The organism is Agrobacterium sp., assembly GCF_059499945.1.
The window spans coordinates 125,447-150,163 of record NZ_JCABZP010000003.1; the positions used below are offsets into that span (position 1 = coordinate 125,447).

22 protein-coding genes are annotated in these 24,717 nt (G+C 59.9%); 7 read left to right on the plus strand and 15 right to left on the minus strand.

Annotated features, from left to right (window positions below):
* Nucleotides 1–84 precede the first annotated feature (84 nt).
* A complete protein-coding gene (locus AC5I5B_RS02715; RefSeq protein WP_004430698.1) occupies nucleotides 85–1,311 on the plus strand; it encodes a lytic murein transglycosylase in 1,227 nt (408 codons plus the stop codon).
* Nucleotides 1,312–1,776: 465 nt separating this feature from the next.
* On the opposite strand, the gene metF is transcribed toward AC5I5B_RS02715, so the two are convergent.
* From metF to ettA, 3 genes are all read right to left on the minus strand, one after another.
* Nucleotides 1,777–2,670: a methylenetetrahydrofolate reductase [NAD(P)H] gene (gene metF / locus AC5I5B_RS02720; RefSeq protein WP_004430696.1), complete on the minus strand. Its 894-nt coding sequence runs from the start codon at nucleotides 2,668–2,670 to the stop codon at nucleotides 1,777–1,779.
* A 1-nt stretch (nucleotide 2,671) separates the two neighbouring features.
* A complete protein-coding gene (locus AC5I5B_RS02725) occupies nucleotides 2,672–3,685 on the minus strand; it encodes an ArsR/SmtB family transcription factor (RefSeq protein ID WP_004430694.1) in 1,014 nt (337 codons plus the stop codon).
* 160 nt (nucleotides 3,686–3,845) lie between these two features.
* Complete coding sequence (gene ettA / locus AC5I5B_RS02730; RefSeq protein WP_004430692.1) at nucleotides 3,846–5,495, minus strand: energy-dependent translational throttle protein EttA; 1,650 nt, start codon at nucleotides 5,493–5,495, stop codon at nucleotides 3,846–3,848.
* Between the two features lie 147 nt (nucleotides 5,496–5,642).
* Between ettA and AC5I5B_RS02735 the strand changes: the two genes are divergently transcribed.
* The 4 genes from AC5I5B_RS02735 to AC5I5B_RS02750 all read left to right on the plus strand — a co-directional run bounded on the left by AC5I5B_RS02735 (nucleotide 5,643) and on the right by AC5I5B_RS02750 (nucleotide 10,393).
* Complete coding sequence (locus tag AC5I5B_RS02735) at nucleotides 5,643–6,593, plus strand: alpha/beta fold hydrolase (RefSeq protein ID WP_162692596.1); 951 nt, start codon at nucleotides 5,643–5,645, stop codon at nucleotides 6,591–6,593.
* Between the two features lie 100 nt (nucleotides 6,594–6,693).
* Nucleotides 6,694–7,896 (plus strand): succinate--glutarate CoA-transferase, encoded by a 1,203-nt coding sequence (caiB, locus tag AC5I5B_RS02740; protein WP_111834728.1) that lies wholly within the window; start codon nucleotides 6,694–6,696, stop codon nucleotides 7,894–7,896.
* Nucleotides 7,893–9,560, plus strand: a complete 1,668-nt coding sequence (locus AC5I5B_RS02745) for a thiamine pyrophosphate-dependent enzyme (protein WP_162695563.1) — start codon at nucleotides 7,893–7,895, stop codon at nucleotides 9,558–9,560. Before caiB ends, AC5I5B_RS02745 begins: the two co-directional genes overlap by 4 nt.
* 80 nt (nucleotides 9,561–9,640) lie before the next feature.
* Nucleotides 9,641–10,393 (plus strand): HugZ family pyridoxamine 5'-phosphate oxidase, encoded by a 753-nt coding sequence (locus AC5I5B_RS02750; RefSeq protein ID WP_004430685.1) that lies wholly within the window; start codon nucleotides 9,641–9,643, stop codon nucleotides 10,391–10,393.
* A 272-nt stretch (nucleotides 10,394–10,665) separates the two neighbouring features.
* On the opposite strand, the gene AC5I5B_RS02755 is transcribed toward AC5I5B_RS02750, so the two are convergent.
* The 3 genes from AC5I5B_RS02755 to AC5I5B_RS02765 form a co-directional block, all read right to left on the minus strand.
* Nucleotides 10,666–11,007 carry a RidA family protein gene (locus AC5I5B_RS02755; protein ID WP_006310481.1) on the minus strand — a complete coding sequence of 114 codons (342 nt, stop codon included), beginning with the start codon at nucleotides 11,005–11,007 and terminating at the stop codon, nucleotides 10,666–10,668.
* Nucleotides 11,008–11,053: 46 nt separating this feature from the next.
* Entirely contained in the window at nucleotides 11,054–11,392 is a 339-nt protein-coding gene (locus AC5I5B_RS02760) for a protein tyrosine phosphatase family protein (protein ID WP_004430682.1), read from the minus strand.
* Between the two features lie 116 nt (nucleotides 11,393–11,508).
* A complete protein-coding gene (locus tag AC5I5B_RS02765; protein ID WP_111797218.1) occupies nucleotides 11,509–12,342 on the minus strand; it encodes an aldose 1-epimerase family protein in 834 nt (277 codons plus the stop codon).
* A gap of 155 nt (nucleotides 12,343–12,497) precedes the next feature.
* On the opposite strand from AC5I5B_RS02765, the gene AC5I5B_RS02770 reads away from it, so the two are divergent.
* Nucleotides 12,498–13,889: a L,D-transpeptidase family protein gene (locus AC5I5B_RS02770; RefSeq protein ID WP_004430680.1), complete on the plus strand. Its 1,392-nt coding sequence runs from the start codon at nucleotides 12,498–12,500 to the stop codon at nucleotides 13,887–13,889.
* Nucleotides 13,890–13,957: 68 nt separating this feature from the next.
* Here the strand turns inward: AC5I5B_RS02770 and AC5I5B_RS02775 are convergent, their stop codons facing one another.
* Genes AC5I5B_RS02775 through AC5I5B_RS02785 form a run of 3 tightly spaced genes read right to left on the minus strand, consistent with a single transcriptional unit; the run spans nucleotide 13,958 to nucleotide 16,450 of the window.
* Nucleotides 13,958–15,163 (minus strand): MFS transporter, encoded by a 1,206-nt coding sequence (locus AC5I5B_RS02775; RefSeq protein WP_004430678.1) that lies wholly within the window; start codon nucleotides 15,161–15,163, stop codon nucleotides 13,958–13,960.
* 47 nt (nucleotides 15,164–15,210) lie between these two features.
* The gene (locus AC5I5B_RS02780; protein WP_111834727.1) at nucleotides 15,211–15,858 is read right to left on the minus strand and encodes a TetR/AcrR family transcriptional regulator; all 648 of its coding nucleotides are present in this window, start codon (nucleotides 15,856–15,858) and stop codon (nucleotides 15,211–15,213) included.
* A 37-nt stretch (nucleotides 15,859–15,895) separates the two neighbouring features.
* Nucleotides 15,896–16,450, minus strand: a complete 555-nt coding sequence (locus AC5I5B_RS02785) for a Crp/Fnr family transcriptional regulator (protein ID WP_004430675.1) — start codon at nucleotides 16,448–16,450, stop codon at nucleotides 15,896–15,898.
* Between the two features lie 58 nt (nucleotides 16,451–16,508).
* Here AC5I5B_RS02785 and AC5I5B_RS02790 point away from each other — a divergent pair, with 58 nt between their 5' ends.
* A complete protein-coding gene (locus AC5I5B_RS02790; protein ID WP_111834726.1) occupies nucleotides 16,509–17,027 on the plus strand; it encodes a Spy/CpxP family protein refolding chaperone in 519 nt (172 codons plus the stop codon).
* A gap of 65 nt (nucleotides 17,028–17,092) precedes the next feature.
* On the opposite strand, the gene AC5I5B_RS02795 is transcribed toward AC5I5B_RS02790, so the two are convergent.
* The 6 genes from AC5I5B_RS02795 to AC5I5B_RS02820 all read right to left on the minus strand — a co-directional run bounded on the left by AC5I5B_RS02795 (nucleotide 17,093) and on the right by AC5I5B_RS02820 (nucleotide 24,566).
* Nucleotides 17,093–17,809: an AAA family ATPase gene (locus AC5I5B_RS02795; RefSeq protein ID WP_099086046.1), complete on the minus strand. Its 717-nt coding sequence runs from the start codon at nucleotides 17,807–17,809 to the stop codon at nucleotides 17,093–17,095.
* Between the two features lie 273 nt (nucleotides 17,810–18,082).
* On the minus strand, nucleotides 18,083–19,228 hold the full coding sequence (locus tag AC5I5B_RS02800; RefSeq protein WP_080866307.1) for an iron-containing alcohol dehydrogenase: 1,146 nt from the start codon (nucleotides 19,226–19,228) through the stop codon (nucleotides 18,083–18,085).
* The gene (locus tag AC5I5B_RS02805; protein WP_080866308.1) at nucleotides 19,225–20,613 is read right to left on the minus strand and encodes an aldehyde dehydrogenase family protein; all 1,389 of its coding nucleotides are present in this window, start codon (nucleotides 20,611–20,613) and stop codon (nucleotides 19,225–19,227) included. The genes AC5I5B_RS02800 and AC5I5B_RS02805 overlap by 4 nt, the downstream gene beginning before the upstream one ends.
* Before the next feature lie 18 nt (nucleotides 20,614–20,631).
* A complete protein-coding gene (locus AC5I5B_RS02810) occupies nucleotides 20,632–21,999 on the minus strand; it encodes a glutamine synthetase family protein (RefSeq protein ID WP_004430664.1) in 1,368 nt (455 codons plus the stop codon).
* Between the two features lie 66 nt (nucleotides 22,000–22,065).
* Nucleotides 22,066–23,580 (minus strand): amino acid permease, encoded by a 1,515-nt coding sequence (locus AC5I5B_RS02815; RefSeq protein WP_004430663.1) that lies wholly within the window; start codon nucleotides 23,578–23,580, stop codon nucleotides 22,066–22,068.
* 212 nt (nucleotides 23,581–23,792) lie between these two features.
* Nucleotides 23,793–24,566: an N-formylglutamate amidohydrolase gene (locus AC5I5B_RS02820; RefSeq protein WP_020813584.1), complete on the minus strand. Its 774-nt coding sequence runs from the start codon at nucleotides 24,564–24,566 to the stop codon at nucleotides 23,793–23,795.
* Nucleotides 24,567–24,717: the final 151 nt, after the last annotated feature.

A 24,717-nucleotide genomic window follows, 5' to 3' on the forward strand; every position in this document is an offset into this window, starting at 1 on the left:
TTCTGCAACGTCAGATCGCACGGTCCGTTTTTTTGTCGCAAACATATGGGTAAAGCGGGCTAACAACCTATCGAGGAAATTCCCATGCCCACGTTCCGGTCGCGCAGCATCGTTTTTGCCGCCGCTTTGTCGCTTCTTTCCACCGCCTCCGCCTTCGCCACCCCGCCCGTTGCCTCGCCTGAGGATCCCAAGCAGGTTGCCTGCGGCGGCGATCTCGGCGCATTCCTTGAAGGCGTGAAAGCCGATGCGCTCGCCAAGGGCATTCCGGCCGATGCTATTCAGAAGGCGCTTGCGGGCGCGCAGATCGATCCGAAAGTGCTCTCGCGTGACCGCGCCCAGGGCGTCTTCCGCCAGACCTTCCTGGAATTCTCCCAGCGCACCGTCAGCCAGGCCCGTCTGGATATCGGCCGCAAGAAGCTGCAGGAACTCTCCTCCACCTTCGCCCGCGCCGAAGGTGAATATGGTGTACCGGCCGGCGTCATCGCCGCCTTCTGGGCCATGGAGACGGATTTTGGCGCCGTGCAGGGCGATTTCAACACCCGTAACGCGCTGGTGACCCTTTCGCATGATTGCCGCCGCCCGGAACTCTTCCGCCCGCAGCTACTGGCATTGATCGAAATGGTCCAGCATGGCGATCTCGATCCCGCTGCCAACACCGGTGCGTGGGCCGGTGAAATCGGCCAGGTGCAGATGCTGCCCAAGGACATCATCGCCTTCGGCGTCGATGGTGATGGCGACGGTCACATCAACGTCAAGAGCAGCGCCCCGGATGCGATCCTGACGGCTGCGAAATTCATCCAGCATCTCGGTTTCAAGAAGGGCGAACCCTGGATCCAGGAAGTGTCGCTGCCGGAAAACCTGCCCTGGGAAAAGTCCGGCCTTGGCGGCCCGCTGACCGCCGGTGACTGGTTCGCGCTGGGCGTAACCCCGCGCGACGGCAACAAGAACTTCGCCACCCTGCCCGCGGCCCTCATCATGCCGCAGGGGCGCAAGGGACCGACCTTCATCACCTATCCGAACTTCAACATCTATCTGGAATGGAACCAGTCGTTCATCTACACGACCTCGGCCGCGTATTTCGCCACCCGCCTGATGGGCTCCCCCGTTTACAACAAGGGCAATCCGGAGCCCGGTTTCGATGACGCGACGATGAAGGAGCTTCAGACCAAGCTCGAAGCGCGCGGACACAATGTCGGCAAGGTGGATGGCATTCTCGGTTCCGGCACCCGCGTCGCCATCCAGAAGGAGCAGCAGCGTCTCGGACTGCCCGCCGATGGCTGGCCGTCTACCGCACTTCTGCAGGCGCTTTAAGCAATCTTAACGGCGCCTTCCGGCCTTTAATCTATCGGCCGGAATCAAGGCATAAAGTGTTAATCTCGACCTGATGACTGGGGATAACACCCCGGTCATTTACTTTTTTTAAACATATGAAGCACTGCGTGATAAGAAAATAATCTTTTATTTTCAATTAATTACAGAAAATCCTTTTTTATATCGCCTGGCGACGTGCTGCACTGCATCACAAAAACCGCTTTTCAACCGCCACAAAACGGTCATATTATCGAACCTGTCAACAAGAGGAGGCACCCATGGGACTTACAAAATCTCTCAATGCCTTGGCAGTCGGTTTGGCGTTTTTGTTCGTAGCGATGATGCTTTTCATCTGACGCGACGTGAAGACCAAACGCAGATAAGAACCGTAGATGACACGAGTTTAAAAAGCGCAGGCCCCGAGGGACCTGCGCTTTTTTCATGTCGGTACTCTGCTGCTTTAAGTCAGGCGGCGCTGCGGCGCAGACGCTCCAGCCCAAGATTTTCAAGCACAGCGTCGACCAGCGGCGCGCGGTTCATGGTGTAGAGGTGGAACTCATTGACACCGCGACGCTGAAGATCGGCGATCTGTTCGGCGGCAACCTCCGCAGCCACGCGGGCACGACCCTCCAGATCGTCGTCATAGCCTTCAAAACGCTCATCCAGGAAACCGGGAACGCTGGTGCCGCAACGGCCGGCGAAACGCTTGAGCTGGGTGAGGTTCTGGATCGGCATGATGCCCGGAACCACCGGTATGGTGATCCCCGCCGCCGTCACCCGCTCCATATAGCGCTCGAACACGTCGTTATCGAAGAAGAACTGCGTCAGCGCACGCGTCGCGCCATTATCCGCCTTGCGCTTCAGCATATCGATATCAACGGCATCGCTCGCGCTCTCGGGATGTTTTTCCGGATAGGCCGAAACGGAAATCTCGAAATCGCCGATCTCGCGCAGTCCCTTCACCAGAGCCGCCGCGTTCTCGTAACCTTCCGGATGCGGCTGGTAAGCCGTGCCGATGCCGGTGGAGGGATCGCCACGCAGCGCCACGAAATGGCGAACGCCGGCGTTACGGAACTCTTCTATGACCTGATGCACGTCCTCACGGCTGGCATCCACGCAGGTCAGATGTGCTGCGGTCGACAGATGGCTGTCACCGATCATGCGGCGCACCGCATCCAGTGTCGGCGCTTTTGTGGATCCACCGGCGCCATAGGTGACGGACACGAAATCCGGATCCCACTTCTTCAGCTCGGCAACCGTTTCCCAGAGCTGGGTTTCCATCTCGGCATTCTTGGGCGGGAAAAATTCGAAAGACAACCGGATATCGCCATCACGGCGTGCGGTTTCCGACCTCAACATATCATGCCCTCCCGGCAGCAAGTAAAACGGCCTCTTGCACCACATCGTCTGCCATCAGCAGCCGCTGGTCTCGGGCAACCCAGATCGTCACGTCCAGAGCTTCGTCAGACGCTTTTTCAGAATGAAGATCGACGGCGCGGTCCGGAGCAAGTCCGGCCTTTTTCAGCCATTCTTCCATCAGCGGATGCGAGAAACCGAGCCGCACATGCGCATGTTCATCGCGCAGATATTCGAAGGAATGCGGCGCAAGGTCGATGACGATCAGCCGCCCACCGGGACGCAGCATGCGCGCGGCTTCCGAAAGCGCGATTTCCGGCTGGTCGAGGAAATGCAGGACCTGATGGATAACAATCAGATCGAAATCCTGTCCTTCCAGCGGCAGATTGAGAATATCGCCATGACGGACCGAGGCATTGACCACGCCCGCCTTGTCGAGATTGGCACGCGCCACCGACAGCATGTCACGGCTGGCATCGACGCCGATCGCGCGGCGATAGATGCCGCTCAGAAGCTGCAGGATACGGCCGGTACCGGTGCCCAGATCGAGAAGCGAATCGACAGGCGTGGTGCCCACCAGCTTCAGGAGCGCGCCTTCCACGGCCTCGTCACTGACATGCAGGCGACGCAGTTCGTCCCAGGCGGAAGCATTGCGGCTGAAATAATCCTGCGCCCGCTCCGCCCGCACCCGCTTGACAGTGGCAAGCCGTTCACTGTCACGCTGGAGAACGGCATCCGACGGCGACGCGGCGCCAAGCAGCTGCCGAACGACACCCGCAGGTTCGCCATCCTGCCGCAAACGGAAATAGGCCCATGCGCCTTCCTGATAACGCTCGATAAGCCCCTCTTCCGTCAAAAGCTTGAGGTGACGGGAGATACGCGGCTGCGACTGGCCGAGGATTTCGGTAAGATCGGTAACCGTCAGATCGCCTGCCGCCAGAAGCGCAAGCAAGCGAAAGCGTGTCGTCTCACCCGCCGCTTTCAACAGATCCACCAATTTGTCCAGACCGAACGTCACTCTGCCGTGCCTCGCAAGCTAATCAAGATATAAAGATATCTTTATGTCGATGTGGCGTTCGATGCAAGCGTAAAGTGTCGTGCGAGACGATCATGTCCACTTATTACACGGAAAAAGGCCCGCTTTACGGCGGGCCTTTCTTGAAGAGATGATGAAAGGATCAGCGTGTCAGGCGCTTGTAGCTCACGCGGCCGGGCTTGATGCTTTCCGGGCCGAGGCGGCGGACCTTGTCCTTTTCGTAGTCTTCGAAGTTGCCTTCGAACCATTCCACATGGCTGTCACCCTCGAAAGCGAGGATGTGGGTGGCCAGGCGGTCGAGGAACATGCGGTCGTGGCTGATGATAACGGCGCAGCCGGCGAAGGCTTCCAGCGCTTCTTCAAGCGCTGCCAGCGTTTCCGTATCAAGGTCGTTGGTCGGTTCGTCGAGCAGCAGCACGTTGCCGCCGGCCTTCAGCATCTTGGCGAGGTGCACGCGGTTACGCTGACCACCCGAGAGGTTGCCGACCTTCTGCTGCTGATCGCCGCCCTTGAAGTTGAAGGCGCCGCAATAGGCGCGCGAGTTCACTTCGAACTTGCCGAGCTTGATGATGTCGTTGCCGCCGGAGATTTCCTCCCAGACGGTCTTGTCACCCGCCAGCGTATCGCGGCTCTGGTCGACATAACCGAGCTGAACCGTCTCGCCGACAGTTACCGAACCGCTATCCGGCTGTTCCTGACCGGTGATCATCTTGAACAGCGTGGACTTACCCGCACCGTTCGGACCGATAACGCCGACGATGCCGCCGGGCGGCAGCTTGAAGGAAAGGTTTTCGATCAGCACGCGGTCGCCATAGGACTTGGTGAGGTTCTCGGCCTCGATGACAACGCGGCCAAGACGCTCGGCAACCGGAATAACGATCTGCGCGTCGCCGGGACGGCGGTTTTCAGCTGCTTCCACCAGTTCGTCATAGGCCTTGATACGGGCCTTGGATTTCGTCTGGCGTGCCTTGGGGCTGGAGGCGATCCACTCGCTTTCGCGGCTGATTGCCTTCTGGCGCGATGCATCTTCGCGGGCTTCCTGCTGCATGCGCTTGGCTTTCGCCTGCAGGTAAGCGGAGTAGTTGCCTTCATAGGGAATGCCGCGGCCGCGGTCGAGCTCGAGAATCCAGCCCGTGACGTTGTCGAGGAAGTAGCGGTCGTGGGTGATCATCATCACGGCGCCGGGATAGTCGCGCAGGTGCTTTTCAAGCCACGCAATGGTTTCCGCATCAAGGTGGTTGGTCGGTTCGTCGAGCAGCAGCAGGTCCGGCTGCGACAGCAGCAGGCGGCACAGCGCCACGCGGCGGCGTTCACCACCGGAAAGGCCTGTTACGGCTGAGTCACCGGGCGGGCAACGCAGGGCGTCCATGGCCATTTCGACCTGGTTTTCGAGGTCCCACAGGTTCTGGCTGTCGATGATGTCCTGGAGCTTCGCGCCCTCATCCGCCGTTTCGTCGGAATAGTTCATCATCAATTCGTTGTAGCGGTCGACGATTGCCGTCTTGCTCGCCACGCCTTCCATGACGTTTTCCATCACGGTCTTGTTTTCGTCGAGCTTCGGCTCCTGCTCGAGATAACCAAGCGTCGCGCCTTCGGCCAGCCATGCCTCGCCGGTATATTCCTTGTCGAGACCGGCCATGATCTTCAAAACAGTCGACTTACCGGCGCCGTTCGGGCCGAGGATACCGATCTTGGCGTCGGGGTAGAAGGAGAGATGAACGTTCTCCAGAACCTTCTTCGCGCCATAGGCCTTGTTCAGCCCGGCCATGTGATAGATGAATTGACGTGCCATTGTAGCGAATGCTCCACATCGGATTTTTAAGAGTACGTATCGGGAAATTTGCCGCTATGTAGGGTAATTAGGGCCTTGGGGCAACCTCTGGCACGATTATGACCCCATGATTATGACAAGGGATGTTATGGCAGGACAGGCGCGATCATGAATGAAACGACCGACGACTTGGCCTTCAGCCGTATTGAGAGACTGGAAGCCCCCTCCGGCGCATCCATCGCCTTTCGCCACCAGCCCTCCGCCCTTTCCCCGGCGCGCGGCGTGCTGATGATCTGCCACGGGCTGGTTGACCATGCAGGCCGCTATCGCCGGTTCGCGGATGTGATGTCGAAGCAGGGTTTCGAAGTCTATGCCCACGACCATCGCGGCCATGGCCGCACGAGAGCGGCAGATGCGCCTCTCGGCCGTTTTGGCTGGAAGGACGGCGCGGAAAAGGTCGTTGCCGATGTCATGGCGATGCGCCGGATGGTTGGCGAAAGGCACCCCGGCCTGCCGGTGATCCTGTTCGGCCATTCCATGGGTGGCCTCGTGGCGCTTAACACCGCCGTCAGCCATCCGGATGCCTTCGACGGCCTGTCGATCTGGAATTCCAATCTCAATCCCGGCCTCATGGGCCGTGTCGCGCAGGTGCTGCTGCGGCTGGAAAAAATGCTGAAAGGCTCGGATGTGCCGAGCGCCATTCTGCCGAAGGCAACCTTCCGCGCATGGAATGCCCGAATGCCGGAAAGGCGCACCCATGCCGACTGGCTGAGCCACGACAGGGCGGCGGTGGACGCCTATGTGGAGGACCCGCTCTGCCAGTTCGAGGCCAGTGTTTCCCTGTGGCAGGATGTTTTCCAAATGTCCTTTCGCGCACCGAAACTCATCGGGCGCCTGCCAAAAGCCTTGCCGCTTCTGCTTGTCAGCGGCGATCAGGACGCCGCCACCAATGACGGCCAAGAGATCGTCTGGCTGGCGGAGCGTTTCCGGGAGGCCGGTTTCAGCCATGTCGAGCACACGATCTACAAGGGCATGCGGCACGAGACCTTGAACGAGATCGGCTGGCAGGCCGTGGCGGCGGATTTCGCCGCCTGGTGCGGGCGCGTCGTCGGCGATTGAGGCGGCCTTTGCCGAAACGGAATAAGTCCATGAGATAAAATCACATGCGACGCGGCAAGCAGCGGTCTATAAACCGGCAGACACAAATACCGGGGGACAGATGACCGACATGCCGAACAGGAAACCGCCGCTATCAGGCATTCGCGTCATCGAGCTGGCGCGTGTTCTGGCCGGTCCCTGGGCAGGGCAGATGCTGGCCGATATGGGCGCTGATGTCATCAAGGTGGAAAACCCCGAGGGCGGTGACGATACCCGCGCATGGGGCCCGCCCTTCGTCGAAGATGCCGATGGAGAAAACCTCTCCGCCGCCTACTATCACGCCACCAATCGCGGCAAACGCTCCATCGTTGCCGATCTGAAGACGCCCGAGGGTTGTGAGCTGGTGCGCCGGCTGGTGCGCACCGCCGATGTCGTCATCGAGAATTTCAAGCGCGGCGGGCTTGCCAAATATGGCCTCGATTACGAGAGCCTGCGGGCGCTCAATCCGAAGCTGATCTATTGCTCCATCACCGGCTTCGGCCAGACCGGGCCTTATGCCGATCTCGCCGGATACGACTATATCGTGCAGGGCATGTCCGGCTTCATGTCGATCACGGGCGAAGCCGACGGACAGCCGATGAAGGCGGGTGTTGCGGTTGCCGATATCTTTACCGGCATCTATTCCGTGTCAGCCATTCAGGCAGCCCTGATCCACGCCATTCGATCAGGCGAAGGCCAGCACATCGACATGGCGCTTCTCGACGTGCAATCGGCCGTGCTGGCCAACCAGAACATGAATTACCTGATTTCCGGCAAGCCTCCCGTCCGACTCGGCAACGCCCACCCGAATATTTCCCCCTATGAGGTGGTGCCGACGGCCGATGGCTTCCTCATCCTCGCGGTCGGCAATGACGGCCAGTTCCGCCGCCTCTGCAATATTCTCGGCATCGGTGCGATTGCCGATGACGAACGTTACGCGACGAACAAGGCCCGCGTGGCCCATAAAGCAGAAGTCCGGCAGATCGTGTCCACGGAAACCTTGAAATGGCAGAAGCGCGATCTTCTGACCGCCTGCGAAAAGAACGCCGTCCCGGCCGGGCCGATCAACTCCATCGAGGAAATGTTCGCCGATCCACAGGTTCAGGCACGTGGTCTTCGCATTGATCTGGAGGCCGAAGACGGCACCGTCATCCCCGGTGTCCGCACACCGATTATCATGTCGCAAACGCCGCTGCGCTATGAACGCCCGAGCCCGAAGCTCGGCGAACATCAGGCGCAGGTGCTGGCCGAACTGGAAAACATCGAAAGGACCACGACGCCATGACTGCAGCCGGAATGAAAAGAACAGGCGGGCAATTGATCGTCGAAGCGCTGAAAGCCAATGGCGTCTCCCGCGTTTCCTGCGTTCCGGGCGAAAGCTATCTCGCCGTGCTGGATGCGCTTTATGAAAGCGGCATCGAAACCGTGGTCTGCCGCCAGGAAGGCGGCGCCGCCATGATGGCCGACACCTGGGGCCGGCTGACCGGCGAACCCGGCATCTGCATGGTGACCCGCGGTCCGGGCGCAACCAACGCCTCGGCCGGCCTGCATATCGCAAGGCAGGATTCCATTCCGATGATCCTCTTCATCGGCCAGGTGCAGCGCGAAGCGCGTGAGCGCGAGGCCTTTCAGGAAGTGGAATATCGCCGCGCCTTCACCGAATTCGCCAAATGGGTGGGCGAGATCGACGACGCCCGCCGCATTCCCGAATTCGTCACCCGCGCCTTTGCCGTCGCAACCTCCGGCCGCCCCGGCCCGGTGGTGCTGACGCTGCCCGAAGACATGCTGGTGGAAGAGGTCGAAGCGCCCCAGGCGAAGCCCTACACACCCGTCGAGGCACATCCCGGCCCGTCGCAGATGGCCGCCTTCACAAAAATGCTTGATGAGGCAAAGCGCCCGGTCTTCATCATCGGCGGCACGCGCTGGTCCGAGGAAAGCGTCGCAGGCTTCAAGGCTTTTGCGGAAAAGCACAAACTTCCCGTCGGCTGCTCCTTCCGCCGCCAGATGCTGTTCGATCATCTGAGCTCCTCCTATGCGGGCGATGTCGGCATCGGCATCAACCCGGCGCTGGCGAAGGAGATCAAGGAATCCGACCTCGTGGTTCTGCTCGGCGGCCGCCTCTCCGAAATGCCGTCTTCCGGCTATACGCTGCTCGACATCCCCTACCCGTCGCAGAAACTCGTCCATATCTATCCGGAAGCGGAAGAACTTGGCCGCGTTTATCGACCGGATCTGGCAATCTGCGCCGCGCCGGATGATTTCGTTAGCGCCCTCTCCTCGCTCACGCTTTCTGCAAATGCCGCATGGGCGGACCGCACCGCCGCCATGCATGCGGCCTATCTGAATTGGTCCACGCCACCACAGACCGGCCCCGGCGCGGTGCAGATGGGTCCGATCATGGACTGGATCGAGGCCAATGTGCCCGAGGATGCGATCTTTACCAATGGCGCGGGCAACTATGCGACCTGGGTGCATCGCTTCCATCGTTTCCGTCGCTACAACACGCAATCGGCGCCAACATCAGGCTCGATGGGTTACGGCCTGCCGGCGGCGGTTGCCGCGAAGCACCTTTTCCCGGAGCGTGAGGTGATCTGCTTTGCAGGTGACGGCTGTTTCATGATGCACGGACAGGAGTTCATCACCGCCGTGCGTTACGGGCTGCCGATCATCACCGTGCTGGTCAATAACGGCACCTATGGCACCATCCGCATGCATCAGGAGCGGGAATATCCCGGCCGTGTCAGCGGCACCGATCTCGTCAATCCGGATTTCAACGCCTTTGCCAAGGCCTATGGCGGCCACGGCGAAACGGTGGAAAAGACCGAAGACTTCGCCGCCGCCTTCGAACGGGCCCGTGCAAGCGGCAAGCCGGCCATCATCGAAGTAAAGCTGGATGCGGAAGCGATCACGCCGACACGTACCCTGACGCAGATCAGGACCCGCACCTGACATTGCCCTCCGATATTGGTGATGGACACGGCTCCGGCATGGTGTAAATCCTGACTGAGACTCACAGCTTAGGATACGACATGCCGGACGCAGCCCCTCCCGTCATCACTCCACGCGGCGCGAAGATCGAACCCTCGGCCGGCGCGCCTTTCGAGGCGGTGCGCGTAGCCCGCGACGTGCTGCACACATCCCGCACGGCAGCGCTCGCCACTCTCGATCCCGTCAGCGGTTATCCCTATACGACCGCAACCAATATCGGCATCGAGCCGGATGGCACGCCGTTCTTCTTCGCGGCCGGGCTGACGCTGCACGCCCGCAACATGGAGGCCGACCCGCGCATCTCGCTGACACTCGCCCCCTTCGGCAAGGGCGATGCGTTGACGCTGCCAAGGCTGACACTGGTGGGCAAGGCGGAACAAATCGGCCCGGATGAAGTTCCACTCGCCATCGGGCGCTACATTGCCCGTTATCCCAAGGCCAAGCTCTATCTCTCCCTGCCCGATACGCGGCTTTACCGGCTGCGGACAGAGGGCGTGCAGATCAATGGCGGCCCGGCCCGCAACGCCAGCAACATCACGCCAGCCGATCTGCGCACCGATCTATCAGGTGCGGAAGAGTTGATGGCGGCGGCGGAAAGCGAAGCGACCCGCCTCAACGCCATCAAGGGCGAAGCATCCCGGCTTGCCGTTCTGGCCGGCGCAAAATCAGGCCGCTGGACGATCACCTCCATCGACCCGGATGGAATCGATCTCGCCTCGGCCAGCGATCTGGCGCGGCTGTGGTTTGCTGAGCGGGTGACGACGTTGAAGCAATTTGAGAAGGCGCTTGCTTAGCCGGTGAGGTGACAGGCGCAAGCGATTCAAAAACCATGAAATTGCTTCTACTTGGCATTTTGTGGCCATGTCGCCCCGTCACCCCGGACTGGATCCGGGTCCAGCGCGATCAAGTCTTTGATCGCAGAAGACTCTTTTTACGGCGCAGGCGCGGCGTGGCTGGATGCCGGGTCAAGCCCGGCATGACGGGGAGAGTTTTTTGACCCCATCCCATCAAAAAAGGCCGGGCTGCAATCCGCAACCCGGCCTTTTCTCAGAAATCAAACCGTTGCTCAGAGAGCAGCGGTCACGATGAATTCAACCTTGTAGTCCGGCGTCGCAAGCGCTGCTTCGCTGGTGGCGCGGGCCGGCGGGTTTGCCGGGTCGATCCAGCCTTCCCAGACGGCGTTCATTTCGCCGAAGGTGGACATGTCGGAGAGGTAGATGATGGTCTGCAGGATCTTCGACTTGTCGGAACCGGCAGCGGCCAGCAGGCGATCGACTTCAGCGAGAGCCGACTTGCTCTGCTCGGTCACACCAGTGCCTTCGCCAACCTGGCCGGCCAGGTAAACGGTGTTGCCGTGAACGACGGCGCCGCTCATGCGCTTGCCCGGCTCGATACGCTTGATGGTCATGGAAAACTCCTGTTGATTGGCATTAAAAATCTAGATGCGCGGAAAATCAGCCGCGCAGGTGATGGGTCTTTTCGTAGATCGCCGTCGAGCGCGCGCCGGAGCGGCAATAACCAAGCATCGGGCGCTGCAATTCGTCCAGCGCATCCACCATGCCCGTAACGGCATCGGCGTCGACGCCGTAACGTCCAACAGGCACATGCATGATGGTGAGGCCAAGCTGCTCGGCACGCTCGGCAATATCGGCAAAAAGCGGCTGGCCCTCTTCTTCGCCGTCGGGGCGGTGGCAGACGATCGACTTGAAGCCGAGCGCCTTGATCTCGTCCAGATCAGCAACGCTGATCTGTCCCGTTACCGAATATTCGTCGTCTATGCGCCTGATATCCATGTCATACCTCCGCTGAAACCGGCGTCCGCGCCGCTGGCTGTCATCCTTAAATCCGCATCCGATGTAAGCGGTCAAACCCCATGCGTCAATGATGCGTGGCCTTCATTCGGTACAGCTCAGAGGATGGAAAAGCGCAGGCCGAAGGAACGGCTTTCGCCCGGCTGAAGAATATTGAACTCGCCCGCCGCCTCAAGCTGGCTACGCCCCACCCAGCGATGCGAAACCGGCTCGATGCCGAGCACATTGGCGGGCTCCTGCTGGTTACGCCACATCTGCAGATAGGGCAGCGTGTCCGTGCGAAAACGCACGGTCAGCGTCTTCCCGCTGATGGCCGCAATCGGCCCAAGCTTCAATTCCGCCCATTCATCTTTTCCAGCAGAGACACAGAAAACATTGCCCGGCTCCTCGCCAAAACGCCAGCCATGGCCGCCGCCCTCCAGCATCGCGCCTTCGAGCCGCACGGCATCGTCAAACAGGCGGGCGCCGACATTCATGTGATACATCAGGAACACCGGGATCGGCCGCTCGGACGTATTGACGATCCTGTCATCAAGGCTGACTTCACCGCTTTCGCCATCGATGCTCCATGTCCGTTCCAGCAGCGCTGTGCCACCATCGGCAAGCTTCACGGGAACCTCGACACGCGCCAGCGCATTGGACTCCTGAACATCAAAGACGATGATCGTCGCGGGATGCGAGGAGAAGGAGCCATGCAGCGGATATCGACGCCCCTCACCGTCGCCGTCGATCGGTTCGGGATGGCGGATATGGTCGGGACCGCAGGTGAACAGAAAGCCTTCCAGCGAATGGTCGATACGCGCATCGCCATCATCGGGAATGGCGCGGCCGGGCGCGATATCAATGCCATCGACGACGCAGGCGCCGATATCGAAAACGGAGGTTTCATCGAGGAAAATGCGTGGCGACCTGCCAGCCTGAAACGAACGCAAGATAACCTCCCTGTGGCACTAAAAACGCATGGTTCACGGAAACGCTACTAACCGTGACGGAAATTAAGATTGCATTAACCGCGAATTCACCTTTTTCACAATAGGGTCAAGATTGCGGTGTGTTTATCGGTGAACAAGCAAGGGATAGCAGAATCGTGAAACAGTTTCTTAACGCAGCTCTGGGTCTGACGGTCGCGCTGGTGGCGGTTTTCGCCCCGCTGCAGGCTGGTGCGCAGCAGCGTTATGGCGACCAACAGCAGACAATGCTGGTCACTCCGGACGGTCGTGTGCTCGACTTCATGCCGGAGCGCGGTGATATCGTCATCAGCCGTGATGCGATGGGTCGCACGGTGTTTTACGACCAGTACGGCAATCTCCTGGCCACCGAAATGCCCTCCGGTTATCAGCAGCGTCAGCAGGCACGCCAGCGCGACACCACCTATTATCCGCCCGCCCCCGGCGGCCAGTATCGCGAGCCGCAGCGCGACTATGGCTATCAGGACAATGGCAGCGTGCGCGATTACCGCGAATATCGCGGCGACGGCTCCGACGACAATTTCTATACCGGTTCCGTTCCCGCGCCCGGCGCGGTTGAAAGCGGCCCACTCGGTCAGCCGATGCCCGGCGAGAGCACCACGGCCGCCGTTCCGCAGCCGGATCACCTGATTGAGCGGCATACGCCGGTGACCACACCGGTCAACCGCTCGCGTCAGGAAATCGTCGCGCTGCAGACCTTCCTTGATCGCGAGGGCATCTCGCCCGGCGTCATCGACGGCAAGATGGGCGACAACGTCAACAAGGCGATTGCCGCCTGGCAGGACATGACCGGCGAAAAGCTCGATCCGAACAACTCCGATGATATTCTGGAGCGGCTTCGCGCCTCCGGCGGCATGCCGATCGTGGATTATACGATTACCGCCGCCGACGCCGCCGGTCCCTATGTCGCCTCCATTCCGGACGACTATGCCGCAAAATCACAATTGCCGGCCCTCTCCTTCACCTCCACGTCCGAGGCGCTGGCCGAACGCTTCCACATGGATGAGAACTACCTGAAGGAACTGAACCCCGGCATCGATTTCTCCGTGCCCGGCACCATCATCAAGGTGGTCAATCCGGGTGAGACGAAGAAGGGGCAGGTCGCCCGTATCGTTGCACACAAGGGCATCAAACAGGTCTTCGCTTATGGTCAGGACGGCAATCTGATCGCCGCCTATCCCGCCACCATCGGCTCCACGGATACGCCGTCGCCGAGCGGCACGCATACGGTGGAGCGCATCGCGCTCAATCCGGGCTACACCTATAATCCGAAGATCAACTTCAAGCAGGGCCAGAACGACAAGATCCTGCAGATCCCGCCGGGTCCGAACGGCCCGGTCGGCACGGTCTGGATTGCCCTGTCGAAGCCGACCTACGGCATTCACGGCACGCCGGAACCGTCCAAGATCGGCAAGACCAACAGCCACGGCTGTATCCGCCTGACCAACTGGGATGCGACCGAACTGGCGAAAATGGTCCGTCCCGGCGTGGTGGTCGAATTCGCGGAATAGATTGACTGGAACAAAAAAAGAAAAAGCCCGGCGGTTTGGTCCGCCGGGCTTTTTTCGTTGATGGAGTTTCAGTCGCGCTTTTCCGTCAGGAAATATAGAAGGGCCGCCACCGGCAAGGCGAAGCCGATCCACGAGGCGGCCTGCCATTCGCCGACAGCATAGGCCCAGCCGCCCACGGCGGAACCGATCGCACCGCCCATGAAGAACGTCGCCATGTAGATGCCGTTCAGGCGGCTGCGGAATTCCGCTCCGAGCGTAAAGATCGCCCGCTGGCCGAGCACCAGATTGGTGGTGACGCCGAAATCCAGAACGATGGCAGCGACGACCAGAATGGCGAGCGCCAGATGTGAGCCTTCAGGCGCCAGATGGGTGACGGCGAAGGAGAGCGCCACCGCCACCAGTGCAAAGAAGGTGGCCGCACGCGTCCAGCCGCGATCGGCCATCCGCCCGGCGATTGGCGCGGCCACGGTGCCGGCCGCACCGGCCAGTGCAAAGAGCGCAATCTCACCCTGGCTCAGATTAAAATGCGGTCCGCTCAGATAAAGCGGCGTCGTGGTCCAGAACAGGCTGAAAGCCGCAAACAGGAAGGCATGATAGATCGCCCGCCGCCGCAGGATCGGCGTGTGAAGCGCCAGCCGGCCCATCGAGGCCATCAAGGCCCCATAGCTCAGCCGCGCATCGGGCATGCGGGTGGGCAGAAGCCGGAAAAGCACCACGGCAAGAAGCGCCATGACTGCCGCAGATGTCAGAAAAACACCGCGCCATGACACCACTTCCGACAGGAGGCTGGATACCGGCCGCGCCAGCATGATGCCGGCCATCAGCCCGCTCATGACATTGCCGACGACCCTGCCGCGAATGGCGTGCGGCGCCATATGGGCGGCATAGGGAACGATGACCTGTACCGCGACCGAACTGACGCCGACGAGAAAGGCCGCAATCAGAAACGGGGCCGCATGCGGCGCGAATGCCGCTCCCACAAGGGAAAGCACCGCCATCGCGACGGAACTGACGACCAGCTTGCGGTTTTCAACGAGATCGCCGAGCGGCACGACAAACAGCAGACCGATACCGTAACCGATCTGCGTTAGCGTCACGATAAGGCCGGTAGCGCCGGCGGAAAGACCAAGTTCCGCCCCGATAATGCCGGCAAGCGGCTGGCCATAATAAAGGTTGGCGGCAATCAGTCCGCAGGCTGTCGCCAAGAGGAAAGTCAAAGCCGGGGAAATGGATGTTGCCTCAACATCATCCCCTTCAATTACACGCGTCGTCATCATTTTCTCCAATATGGAAACAATCGTTTCCTAAATAATCACAAAAATCACTCGGCAAGCCTCATGGCGATATCCACCACGGCCACCATGTCTTTGAGGCTGCGCCCCGTCTTTCCCACCACGCGCATGCCGTACATCATGCACAACATCGCCCGGGCGAGATCATCGGGATCAGCCTTTGAACCTACGGAACCATCCTTCTGCCCTTCGGCAACGAGACGGGCGACGATGCGCTCCCTCGCCTTCACAGCCCGCTCGACCACAACTGCAATGTCGTCATCCAGGGCCGCCAGATCGGCAGCAGCACCAACCACCAGACATCCGTCAGAACCGACACCACCATGCGACCGTTCCGCATAGAACATCAGGCCTGCCCTAAGGCGCTCGTAACCGGTATCGAAACCGGCCACCGCTGCCTCGAAACGCTCGGTCTGTACGATCCTGTAGCGCTCCATCGTGGCGATGAACACGGCCTTCTTGTCCTTGAAGGCCTTGTAAAGACTGCCCTGCGCCAGTTCCATCGCATCGGTGAGATCGCCAACGGAGGTGGCGTGGTAACCGCGTCTGGAAAAGACACGGATCGCGCCATCAAGCGCATGATCGAGATCGAACTCGCGTGGCCTGCCGCGATGGCGCTGTTCCTGAGAATTGGGTTGGGCGATATTGGTCATGGCCGCAATATAGGAAACGATCATTTCCAAATCAAGCAGATAATTTGTCGCCTGCGCCCGGTTAGTCGGATGAAGCCGGGCGTCTCGCTATTTCCCGATACAACGCCTCGGCAGAAACGCCTATTTCAGCTGCGAGGCCCTTCCATTGACCCTTGGGCGGAAGCCTGCCTTCGTTGACGGTGATCCATGCATCGAGCCGCGCACTGACCGAGCGCAGCGCCAATATTTCCGCACGCGTTCTGACATTTTTCAGCTCGCCGGAAATATGGCTTATCCATTCCAGCGCGAATGCTGGCTCGCGTTCAAGCAATTGCCGCAGCGTGCCGATTGGCACGAACAATGCGCGCCCTGCCGTCATCGCAATGGCGTCGCAGTGATATTGCTGCGAGAAGACCGAGGCTTGGGCAAGAATCGCCAGGGGCCCCGCGCGCTGCAACACCGCACTATGTCCATCCGCCTGAAACCGCATCAGGTGGACGTAACCCTCGGCGACCAGCGCCAGCATGTGAATGGGGTCGCCCTGATGAAAAAGGTATTCACCTTTTTCAAAGGATCGGGAGATGGACGCCCTCGGGCGAAGCTGGTCAAAAATCGAACTCGACATGATTTCTATCATGTCCGGCAAACCGGCCGGCTGGCAAGCTCAGGGGATCGCAACAGCTCGGACAGCACCCATGAAATTCACGGTTCCTGTATTTCTCATCGCTTTTCTCCCCCTCTCCACTATTGCGGAAGAGCAGCATCGCCACCAGTCTCCCTATGCGGGCCAGCAGAGCCGAACCATCAAAAGCCTCTCGGCCGAGGATATTGCCGAACTGGAACAGGGAGGTGGATGGGGCTTTGCGAAGGCCGCCGATCTCAACGGCATGCCGGGTCCCTCACATGTCGGAAAGATGGCGACCGAACTGGCGCTGACGGCGGAGCAGACCGCCGCCGTCGAGCAGCTGTTTCAAACCATGCGAAAAGATGCCGCGACAGAAGGCAGGCAAATGATCGCCGGCGAAGCGGCGCTGGATGCGAGCTTCCGTAACGGCGCAATCGATGCGGATCAACTGCGCGCGCAGCTCGACCGTATTGAAGAAAGCCGCGCCAGGCTGAGATACATCCACCTTGCCGCTCATCTCGAAACGGTGAAGCTGCTGACCAAGGAACAGATCGCACGTTACAACAAGCTGCGCGGCTATGCGCCTTAACGAGCCGGAAAATGTCCTCTGGCCTTAAGCAGGCGGATGGAGCCGCCCTGCCCTGGGGGCAGCTCTCAGGCGGCCTGGCGGGTGAAAAGGCGCGCAGGTTGCGTGCCGAGCCGCAGAAGCCGTTGCGGCAGAAGGCCGACGACCTCCGTCGCGAAGGCTTTCGCATTCTCCACGGCCTTGTCGATATTGCTGACCTTGTCCTTGTCGAGACAGAGAAGCGTGCCGCCGTAATCGAAAATATCGCGATAGGCCGCTCTCTCGACAATCGGTGTATTGAGAACCGAGACGTTCTTTTCCGCGAGCAGCATCTTGACGAGCAGTAGGGAGCGTGTCGCCACCATGGCATTGACCCGCGTCAGCACGATGGAATGGGCTATCGCCTTGCCCATCTTGCGGTTCAGGAATTCGATATGATCGAGAACCTCGGCGGCGCCGCGCGCATCCATGGCTGAGCCCTGTACCGGGATCAGTACATGATCGGAAATACCGAGCGCCATCGTCAGAAGCGGCGTTTTCGCTCCCGGAAGGTCGATGATGAAACAGTCGGTGTTGGCCTTGTTTTCGCGAATATGGCCCTCGAGCGAGGCCATCGTCACATGCGAAATCACCGAAAGATTTTCGATCTCGCCTGATAATTCGTGCCAGCGGGAAATCCACAATTGCGGATCGGCATCCAGCACCGTCACACGGTGGCCGCTGCGGGCAAGTTCGGTTGCCAGAAGCAGTACGGCGGTGGTTTTTCCCGCGCCGCCCTTGGTGTTGGCAAAAGTAATGACAGGCATGATATTCCCGATTGATCAGAGCCGTTTAATGCTCATTCACGCACCGAAGCAATTCATGGTGCTTTCCGTAATCTTAACGAACAGGGTTAATAAAAGGCTAAGAACGGTTATGCCGCGCAACGAAAAGCCCGCGATGGAGTATCGCGGGCTGTCGATAATTGGCAGCGTCCTCTTCGGGCTTACATCGCACGGCGTGAAGGCGCGGCATATTTCCTCTCCCCGCCGGGGAGAAGCCTCTCGAGCTCTCACAAGCCTGACGAATAAAGGCTATCCCTAAAAGCAGTCCTCGAACAGTTTCCTGGTATTCTCCAGCGTCATCGGCACCGGATTGCCGCCGCAGCTCGGATCCTTGATCGCTTCCGCCGCCAGCTCATCGATGCGATCAGGCTTGATGCCCATGGCGGTCAGGTTATCAGGCACGCCGAGTTCCTTGCGAAGCTCCAGCACATAGTCATAGAACCCATCGAAACCGCCGGAAATGCCGAGATAGGCAGCCGCGCGGGCAATCTTGTCTTCGATGGCCGGGCGATTGAAGCGCAGCACCGCAGGCATGACAACAGCATTGGTCATGCCGTGATGGGTGTTGTAGACCGCACCGATCGGATGCGAGAGCGAGTGAATGGCGCCAAGTCCCTTCTGGAAGGCAACCGCCCCCATCGCTGCCGCCGCCATCATATTGGTGCGTGCTTCGATGTCAGTACCATCCTTATAGGCGCGCGGCAGGAATTCCTTGACGAGACGCAGACCCTCAAGTGCCACACCGGCACTCATCGGATGGAAGAACGGCGAGGAATAGGCTTCGAGGCAATGGGCAAAGGCATCCATGCCCGTTCCCGCCGTGATGACCTTCGGCATGCCGACCGTCAGCTCCGGATCGCAGATGACGACGCCGGGCAGCAGCTTCGGATGGAAGATGATCTTTTTCACATGGGTCTGCGAATTGGTGATGACGCTGGCGCGGCCGACTTCCGAACCGGTGCCCGCCGTCGTCGGCACAGCGACGATCGGCGCGATCTTGGCGGCGTCCGCCCGCGTCCACCAGTCGCCGATATCCTCGAAATCCCAGACCGGGCGCGTCTGCCCGGCCATGAAGGCGATGGTCTTGCCGAGATCGAGGCCCGAACCGCCGCCGAAGGCGACGACGCCGTCATGGCCGCCATCGCGATAGGCTTTGACGCCGGCTTCCATGTTGATCTCGTTGGGGTTCGGATCAACATCGGCGAAGATCGCCCGGCCAAGGCCAGCCTCTTCCAGCACGTCGAGCGCATGTGCGGTGATCGCCATGTTGGCAAGGCCGCGATCGGTCACGAGCAGCGGCTTTTTGATGCCGAGCGTCTTGCAGGCTTCCGCCAGTTCCTTGATCCGGCCACGGCCAAGCTTGACGGCGGTGGGATAGCTCCAGTTGGCGACGATATTCATTTCGTGACTTTCTTCAGATGGTAGGATTTCGGTCGGGTCAGGTTCTGGAAGCCGAGAATGGAGAGCGAGCCGCCGCGGCCCGTTTCCTTCACACCGGTCCAGCAAAGGGCGGGATCGAGATAATCGGCGCGGTTCATGAACACGGTTCCGGTTTCGATCTCACGGCCGATCCGCCCGGCGCGTGCGGCATCCTGCGTCCAGAGCGAGGCGGTGAGGCCATATTTGCTGTCGTTCATCAGCGCGATGGCTTCGTCGTCATTTTTGACCTTCATGATGCCAAGCGCGGGGCCGAAGGTTTCTTCGGTCATGAACTCCATGGAATGATCGACATTGACGAGGATTTGCGGCGCGACATATGCCCCCTCGCCGTCATCGGCGGGGAAAAGCTTCGGATCGACCAGAGCCTTGGCACCCTTTGCGACGGCGTCTGCGATCTGCGCGCGCACCACCTTGGCGAAACGTTTGTTGGCCATCGGCCCGAGCGTCGTTTCCTGTTCCAGCGGATTGCCGAGCTTGTAGTTGGACACCCAGGCGACGGACTTCTCGACGAATTCGTCATAGAGGTTTTCATTGACGTAGATACGCTCGATGCCGCAGCAGCATTGCCCGGAATTATAGGTGGCGCCATCCATCAGCGTATCGACGGCGGCGTCGAGATCGGCGTCCTCCATCACATAACCGGGGTCCTTGCCGCCGAGTTCAAGACCGAGGCCGGTGAAAGTGCCGGCAGCGGCACGCTCGATGGCGCGGCCGCCTTCCACCGAACCGGTGAAGTTGACGAAATTGAACAGCCCTTCGGAAATCAGCGCCGAGGTCGTGGCATGGTCGAGGAAGACATTGATGAAGACATCGTCAGGCACACCGGCCTCGACGAAAGCCCGCACCATGCGCTCGCCGACCAGCAGCGTCTGCGCCGCGTGCTTGATAACAACCGTATTGCCGGCCATCAGGGCAGGCGCGACGGTGTTGATCGCCGTCATGTAGGGGTAGTTCCACGGGGCGATGACGAAGACCACGCCATGCGCCTCACGCTCGATGCGGCGTTCGAAATTGCCGCTCTCCTCGATGACGAGGGGTGCCAGCGCATCGGCCGCGATGGAAGCGACATAGTTGGAGCGCTCATTGAAACCCTTGAACTCGCCACCATAACGAACCGGACGGCCCATCATATGCGCCAGCTCCGGCACAACTTCGGCCACCATTTCGTTAAGGCGCGCCACGCCTTTCAGAACCAGCTGAACGCGGTCCTCAAGCGGACGTCGCGCCCAGTCCTTTTGCGCCTTGCGCGCTTTCGAAACGGCGGCGCGCGCCGCTTCCAGCGACATCGCCTCCCGTTCGGCATAAACCGAGCCGTCGATGGGCGAGATATTCTGGATCATGGTCATGATGTTTTCCCGTAATGATTAGGCTCGTTCGAAACCGCGCGCCACTTCCCAGTCGGTCACGCGGCGGTCGTATTCTTCCTGTTCCCACCGTCCGGCATGGACATAATGGTCGATCACGTCGTCGCCGAAGGCCTTTCGCAGCATTTTCGATCCGTCCAGAAAGGCGGTGGCGTCACGCAGGGTCTTGGGTATCTCGCGCACGTCCTTGCCGCCATAGGCGTCGCCGACAAAAGCGGGCTCAAGTTCGAGTTTATTTTCGATGCCGTCAATGCCTGCCGCAAGCAAAGCCGCCATGGCGAGATAGGGATTGAGATCGGAGCCGCCGACGCGGCATTCGATGCGGATGCCCTTGGTGCCTTCGCCGCAGAGGCGATATCCCGCCGTGCGGTTGTCGAGGCTCCAGATCGCCTTGGTGGGCGCAAACGTGCCGGCCATGAACCGCTTGTAGGAATTGATATAGGGGGCGAGGAAATAGGTGATCTCGCTGGCATGAGCGAGAAGCCCGGCAACATAATGCCGCATCAGCTCCGACATGCCGTGCTTGGCGTCCTTGTCGAGGAAAGCAGGCGTCTTGCCGTCGACGCTCCACAGCGACTGATGAATATGCGAGGAACTGCCGGCGGCATTGTAGTTCCACTTCGCAAGGAAGGTCACAGCCTTGCCCTTCGACCAGGCGATCTCCTTGGTGGCGTTCTTGATGATGGCGTGCCGGTCGGCCATGGTCAGCGCATCGGCGTAACGAACGTTGATTTCCGCCTGGCCGGCGGATGCTTCGCCCTTGGAATTTTCGACCGGAATGCCGGCGCCCTGCAAGCCCTTGCGCAGCGCCCGCATGACATCCTCTTCCTTGGTCGTCTGGAAGATATGATAGTCTTCATTATAACCGCTGGCGAGGTTCAGCCCCTTGTAGCCGTTGGCGCGCGCCGCATCGAAGGTCTGGTCGAACAGGAAGAACTCCAGTTCCGTCGCCATATAGGCTTTCAGCCCCATGGCCTCCAGCCGCGCCACCTGCTTTTTGAGAAGCGCGCGCGGCGAATGCGGCACTTCTTCATGGGTGTGATGGTCAAGCACGTCGCACAGCACCAGCGCCGTGCCTTCCAGCCAGGGCACCCGCCTTAGCGTCGAAAGATCGGGCTTCAGCACATAATCGCCGTATCCCTTTTCCCAGCTTGAGGATTTGTAACCGGGAACGGTTTCCATCTCCATGTCGGTGGCAAGCACATAGTTGCAGCTATGGGTTTCCTCAAAGGCGCTTTCGACGAAGAATTCCGCCTGGAACCGCTTGCCCATCAGACGCCCCTGCATGTCGACAAGGCAGGCCAGAACCGTGTCGATGCGCCCCTCGGCGACATCCATTTTAAGCGCGTCGAATGTGTAGCTCGTCATTTTTGTCCGTTCCCTTTTATTGTGGCGATCGGGCGGCCGGGATGCGGCCGCCCGTTTGTTTGTGCATCAGGCCTTTGCAGCCGCTGCGGTAACCGCAGCCTGCTTGTGCTCCATCGCGAATTCCTCTTCCGGCGACAGGATGAGGCGATGGCGTCCGACAAAGGCAAAATAGGCGATCGCCACGGCAAACCAGACGGCGACCCAGAGCACGCCCTTGGTGAAGTTTGGATCCTGGATCTGGTAAAGCAGCGTGACGATGGCGATGATAACAGTCAGCACCGCGCCCGGAATGCCGAAGGGCGAGCGGAACGGCCGCTCGATATGCGGCAGGTTTTTCCGCAGCAGAATGAAGGAAATCGCCTGCATGATGTAGGAGAACATCGCGCCGAACACTGCCATGTTCAAAAGCACGCTGCCGATGATGCTGCCGCCCTGTTCCGCACCCAGCGAGAACCAGATGACAAGCATGACAGCGAGGCCGACAATTGCGCCGGAGATATTGGCAACATACGGTGTGCGGTATTTGGAGTGTGTGATCGACAGAACGGTCGGGAAATAACCCGCACGCGACAGCGAATAGATCTGCCGGCCCTGCGCATAAAGGATCGTATGGAAGCTGGCGATCAGGCCGGTCAAGGCAACGAGACCCAGTACCACCACGCCGCCATCGCCGTAGATCGCCTTGAAACCATCAAGCAGCGGCTCGAGCGAGGAGCTGAGATGGAAAGCGCCAACGCCCGGCAGGGATGGGTTGAGCAGCACGATCATGAAGGCCGAGACCATCAGCGTCACCATGCCGAGAATGATGCCCTTGGGCATGTCTCGTTTGGGATCGACCGATTCTTCAGCCGCCAGCGGCAGCTGCTCGATGGCGAGGAACAGCCAGACCGCGAAAGGCAGCGTGGCGAGAACGCCCGAGAAACCGAAGGGGAAGAAGGAACCGCCACCTTCCGGCAGCTCCACCGCCTTGCCATCAGGTCCGACACCGATATTGAGCGCGAAACGCGAAAAATCGATATTGGGAATGGCGCTGATCCAGAAGAACACCAGAACGGCGAGCGAAATCAGTGTGATAACAAGTGTGACCTTGAAGGAAAGCTCAAGTCCGAAGACATTGAGCGCAAGAAAGATCAGATAGAACGCTATCCACACGAAGGGTGAATAGGCCGGATCAAGGCCGAGAATGGAGTTCACATAGGCCGTGATGAAGGTGACGACAACCGCCGGCGTCAGCACATATTCGACATTCTCGCAAAGTCCGGTGATGAACCCGCCCCATGGACCCATGGCCGTGCGGGCGAAGGAATAGGCCGCACCCGTATGCGGCAAGGCCGGGCTCATTTCCGCGATCGAAAATGTCAGCCCGAGATACATGATGGCGATGATGATGCCCGCCACCAGCATGCCGCCCCAGCCACCGGTGGAAAAGCCGAAATTCCATCCGGAAAAATGGCCAGAAATAACCGCGCCGACGCCGAGTGACCAGAGTGACCACACGCCCGCATAACGGGATAGTCCGCGTTTTTCGAAATAGGATGCATCAGCCTTCTTGTAGCTGACGCCTGATGATGAACTGTCCATGCCCTTCTCTCCTGATAAGAAAAAAACAAGCCAGTCAGCCGTTATTGGCCGATTGTGCCCCAGTTTCCGGCTTCACGCGGGTGCTTCCCTCGCTCTGCCGCACGCACTTGCTGTTCCCTTGCCGCTTCGCGCCTTTCCGGCTTTATTGAATGGCGGCAGTCTCGTCTCAATGGCCGGCCCCGGTGCTTCACCATCGGCCAGCCCTTGCTCCCTCACCCGTCAATCGATGAGAGCGCCTTCTCCATGAGCTCATGGAGAAAACCGGCAATGGCCGCCTGATCTCCTTCATTGGCGATGAGATCGTTGCGGATTTCGATCATGACGTTCAAAAGCCCGTCCGGCAGCGCATGCAGCCGTAGCGTATGCGTCACACCGTCTTCCGGGCCATAAGGATCATTGCGATTGACCCTGAGCGAAGATCCTTCGGCGCCCGCCAGCATCGCATCCGCCAGGCGGCTGTCGCTATCGTGCAGGATGCCGATCTCAACCTCGCGGAACCGGCCGTGATAAACGGGCGTGAAACTGTGAATGGTTACCACAACCGCCTTGCGGCCATCCGCCTGCCGCTTAGCGATGATCTCGCTCACCCGATCATGAAACGGCACATAAAGCGCTGACGTGCGGGCGAACCGCTCCGCTTCGCTGAGCTCGAAATTGCCGGGAATATCGTAAATCTCGCTTTTCACCGGCATGGCGGAAGGCGATTCGGGCGGCCGGTTACAATCATAAACGAGACGCGAAAACCGCTGGTAGACGAGCGTGGCGTCAAATTTTTCAGAAAGCAGCCGGGCAACGGCGAGAGCGCCCGGATCCCAGGCCGCATGGCTCGAAAGCACCTCCGGCGAAAGACCCAACGTGCCGTATTTCTGCGGGATGGTGGCGGAGGCATGCTCGCAGACGAGAAGGACATCGCCTTTCGCCGCCGCATTCTCAACGCCGACGGCCTGCCCTTCCGCTTCTGTGAAAAACCGTGAACGCACCGTCATGCACGAACCCCACCCGGAAACCCCGTGTTCCGCCAATGACGAAAAGAATTCTTCACATTATTGCGAGTGTCAAATGGAATTTTGAAATTTTCTCTTCATTTTCCCCATTGACTCGATAGCTGGCACAGATGTTTATTTTAGCCATGCACCG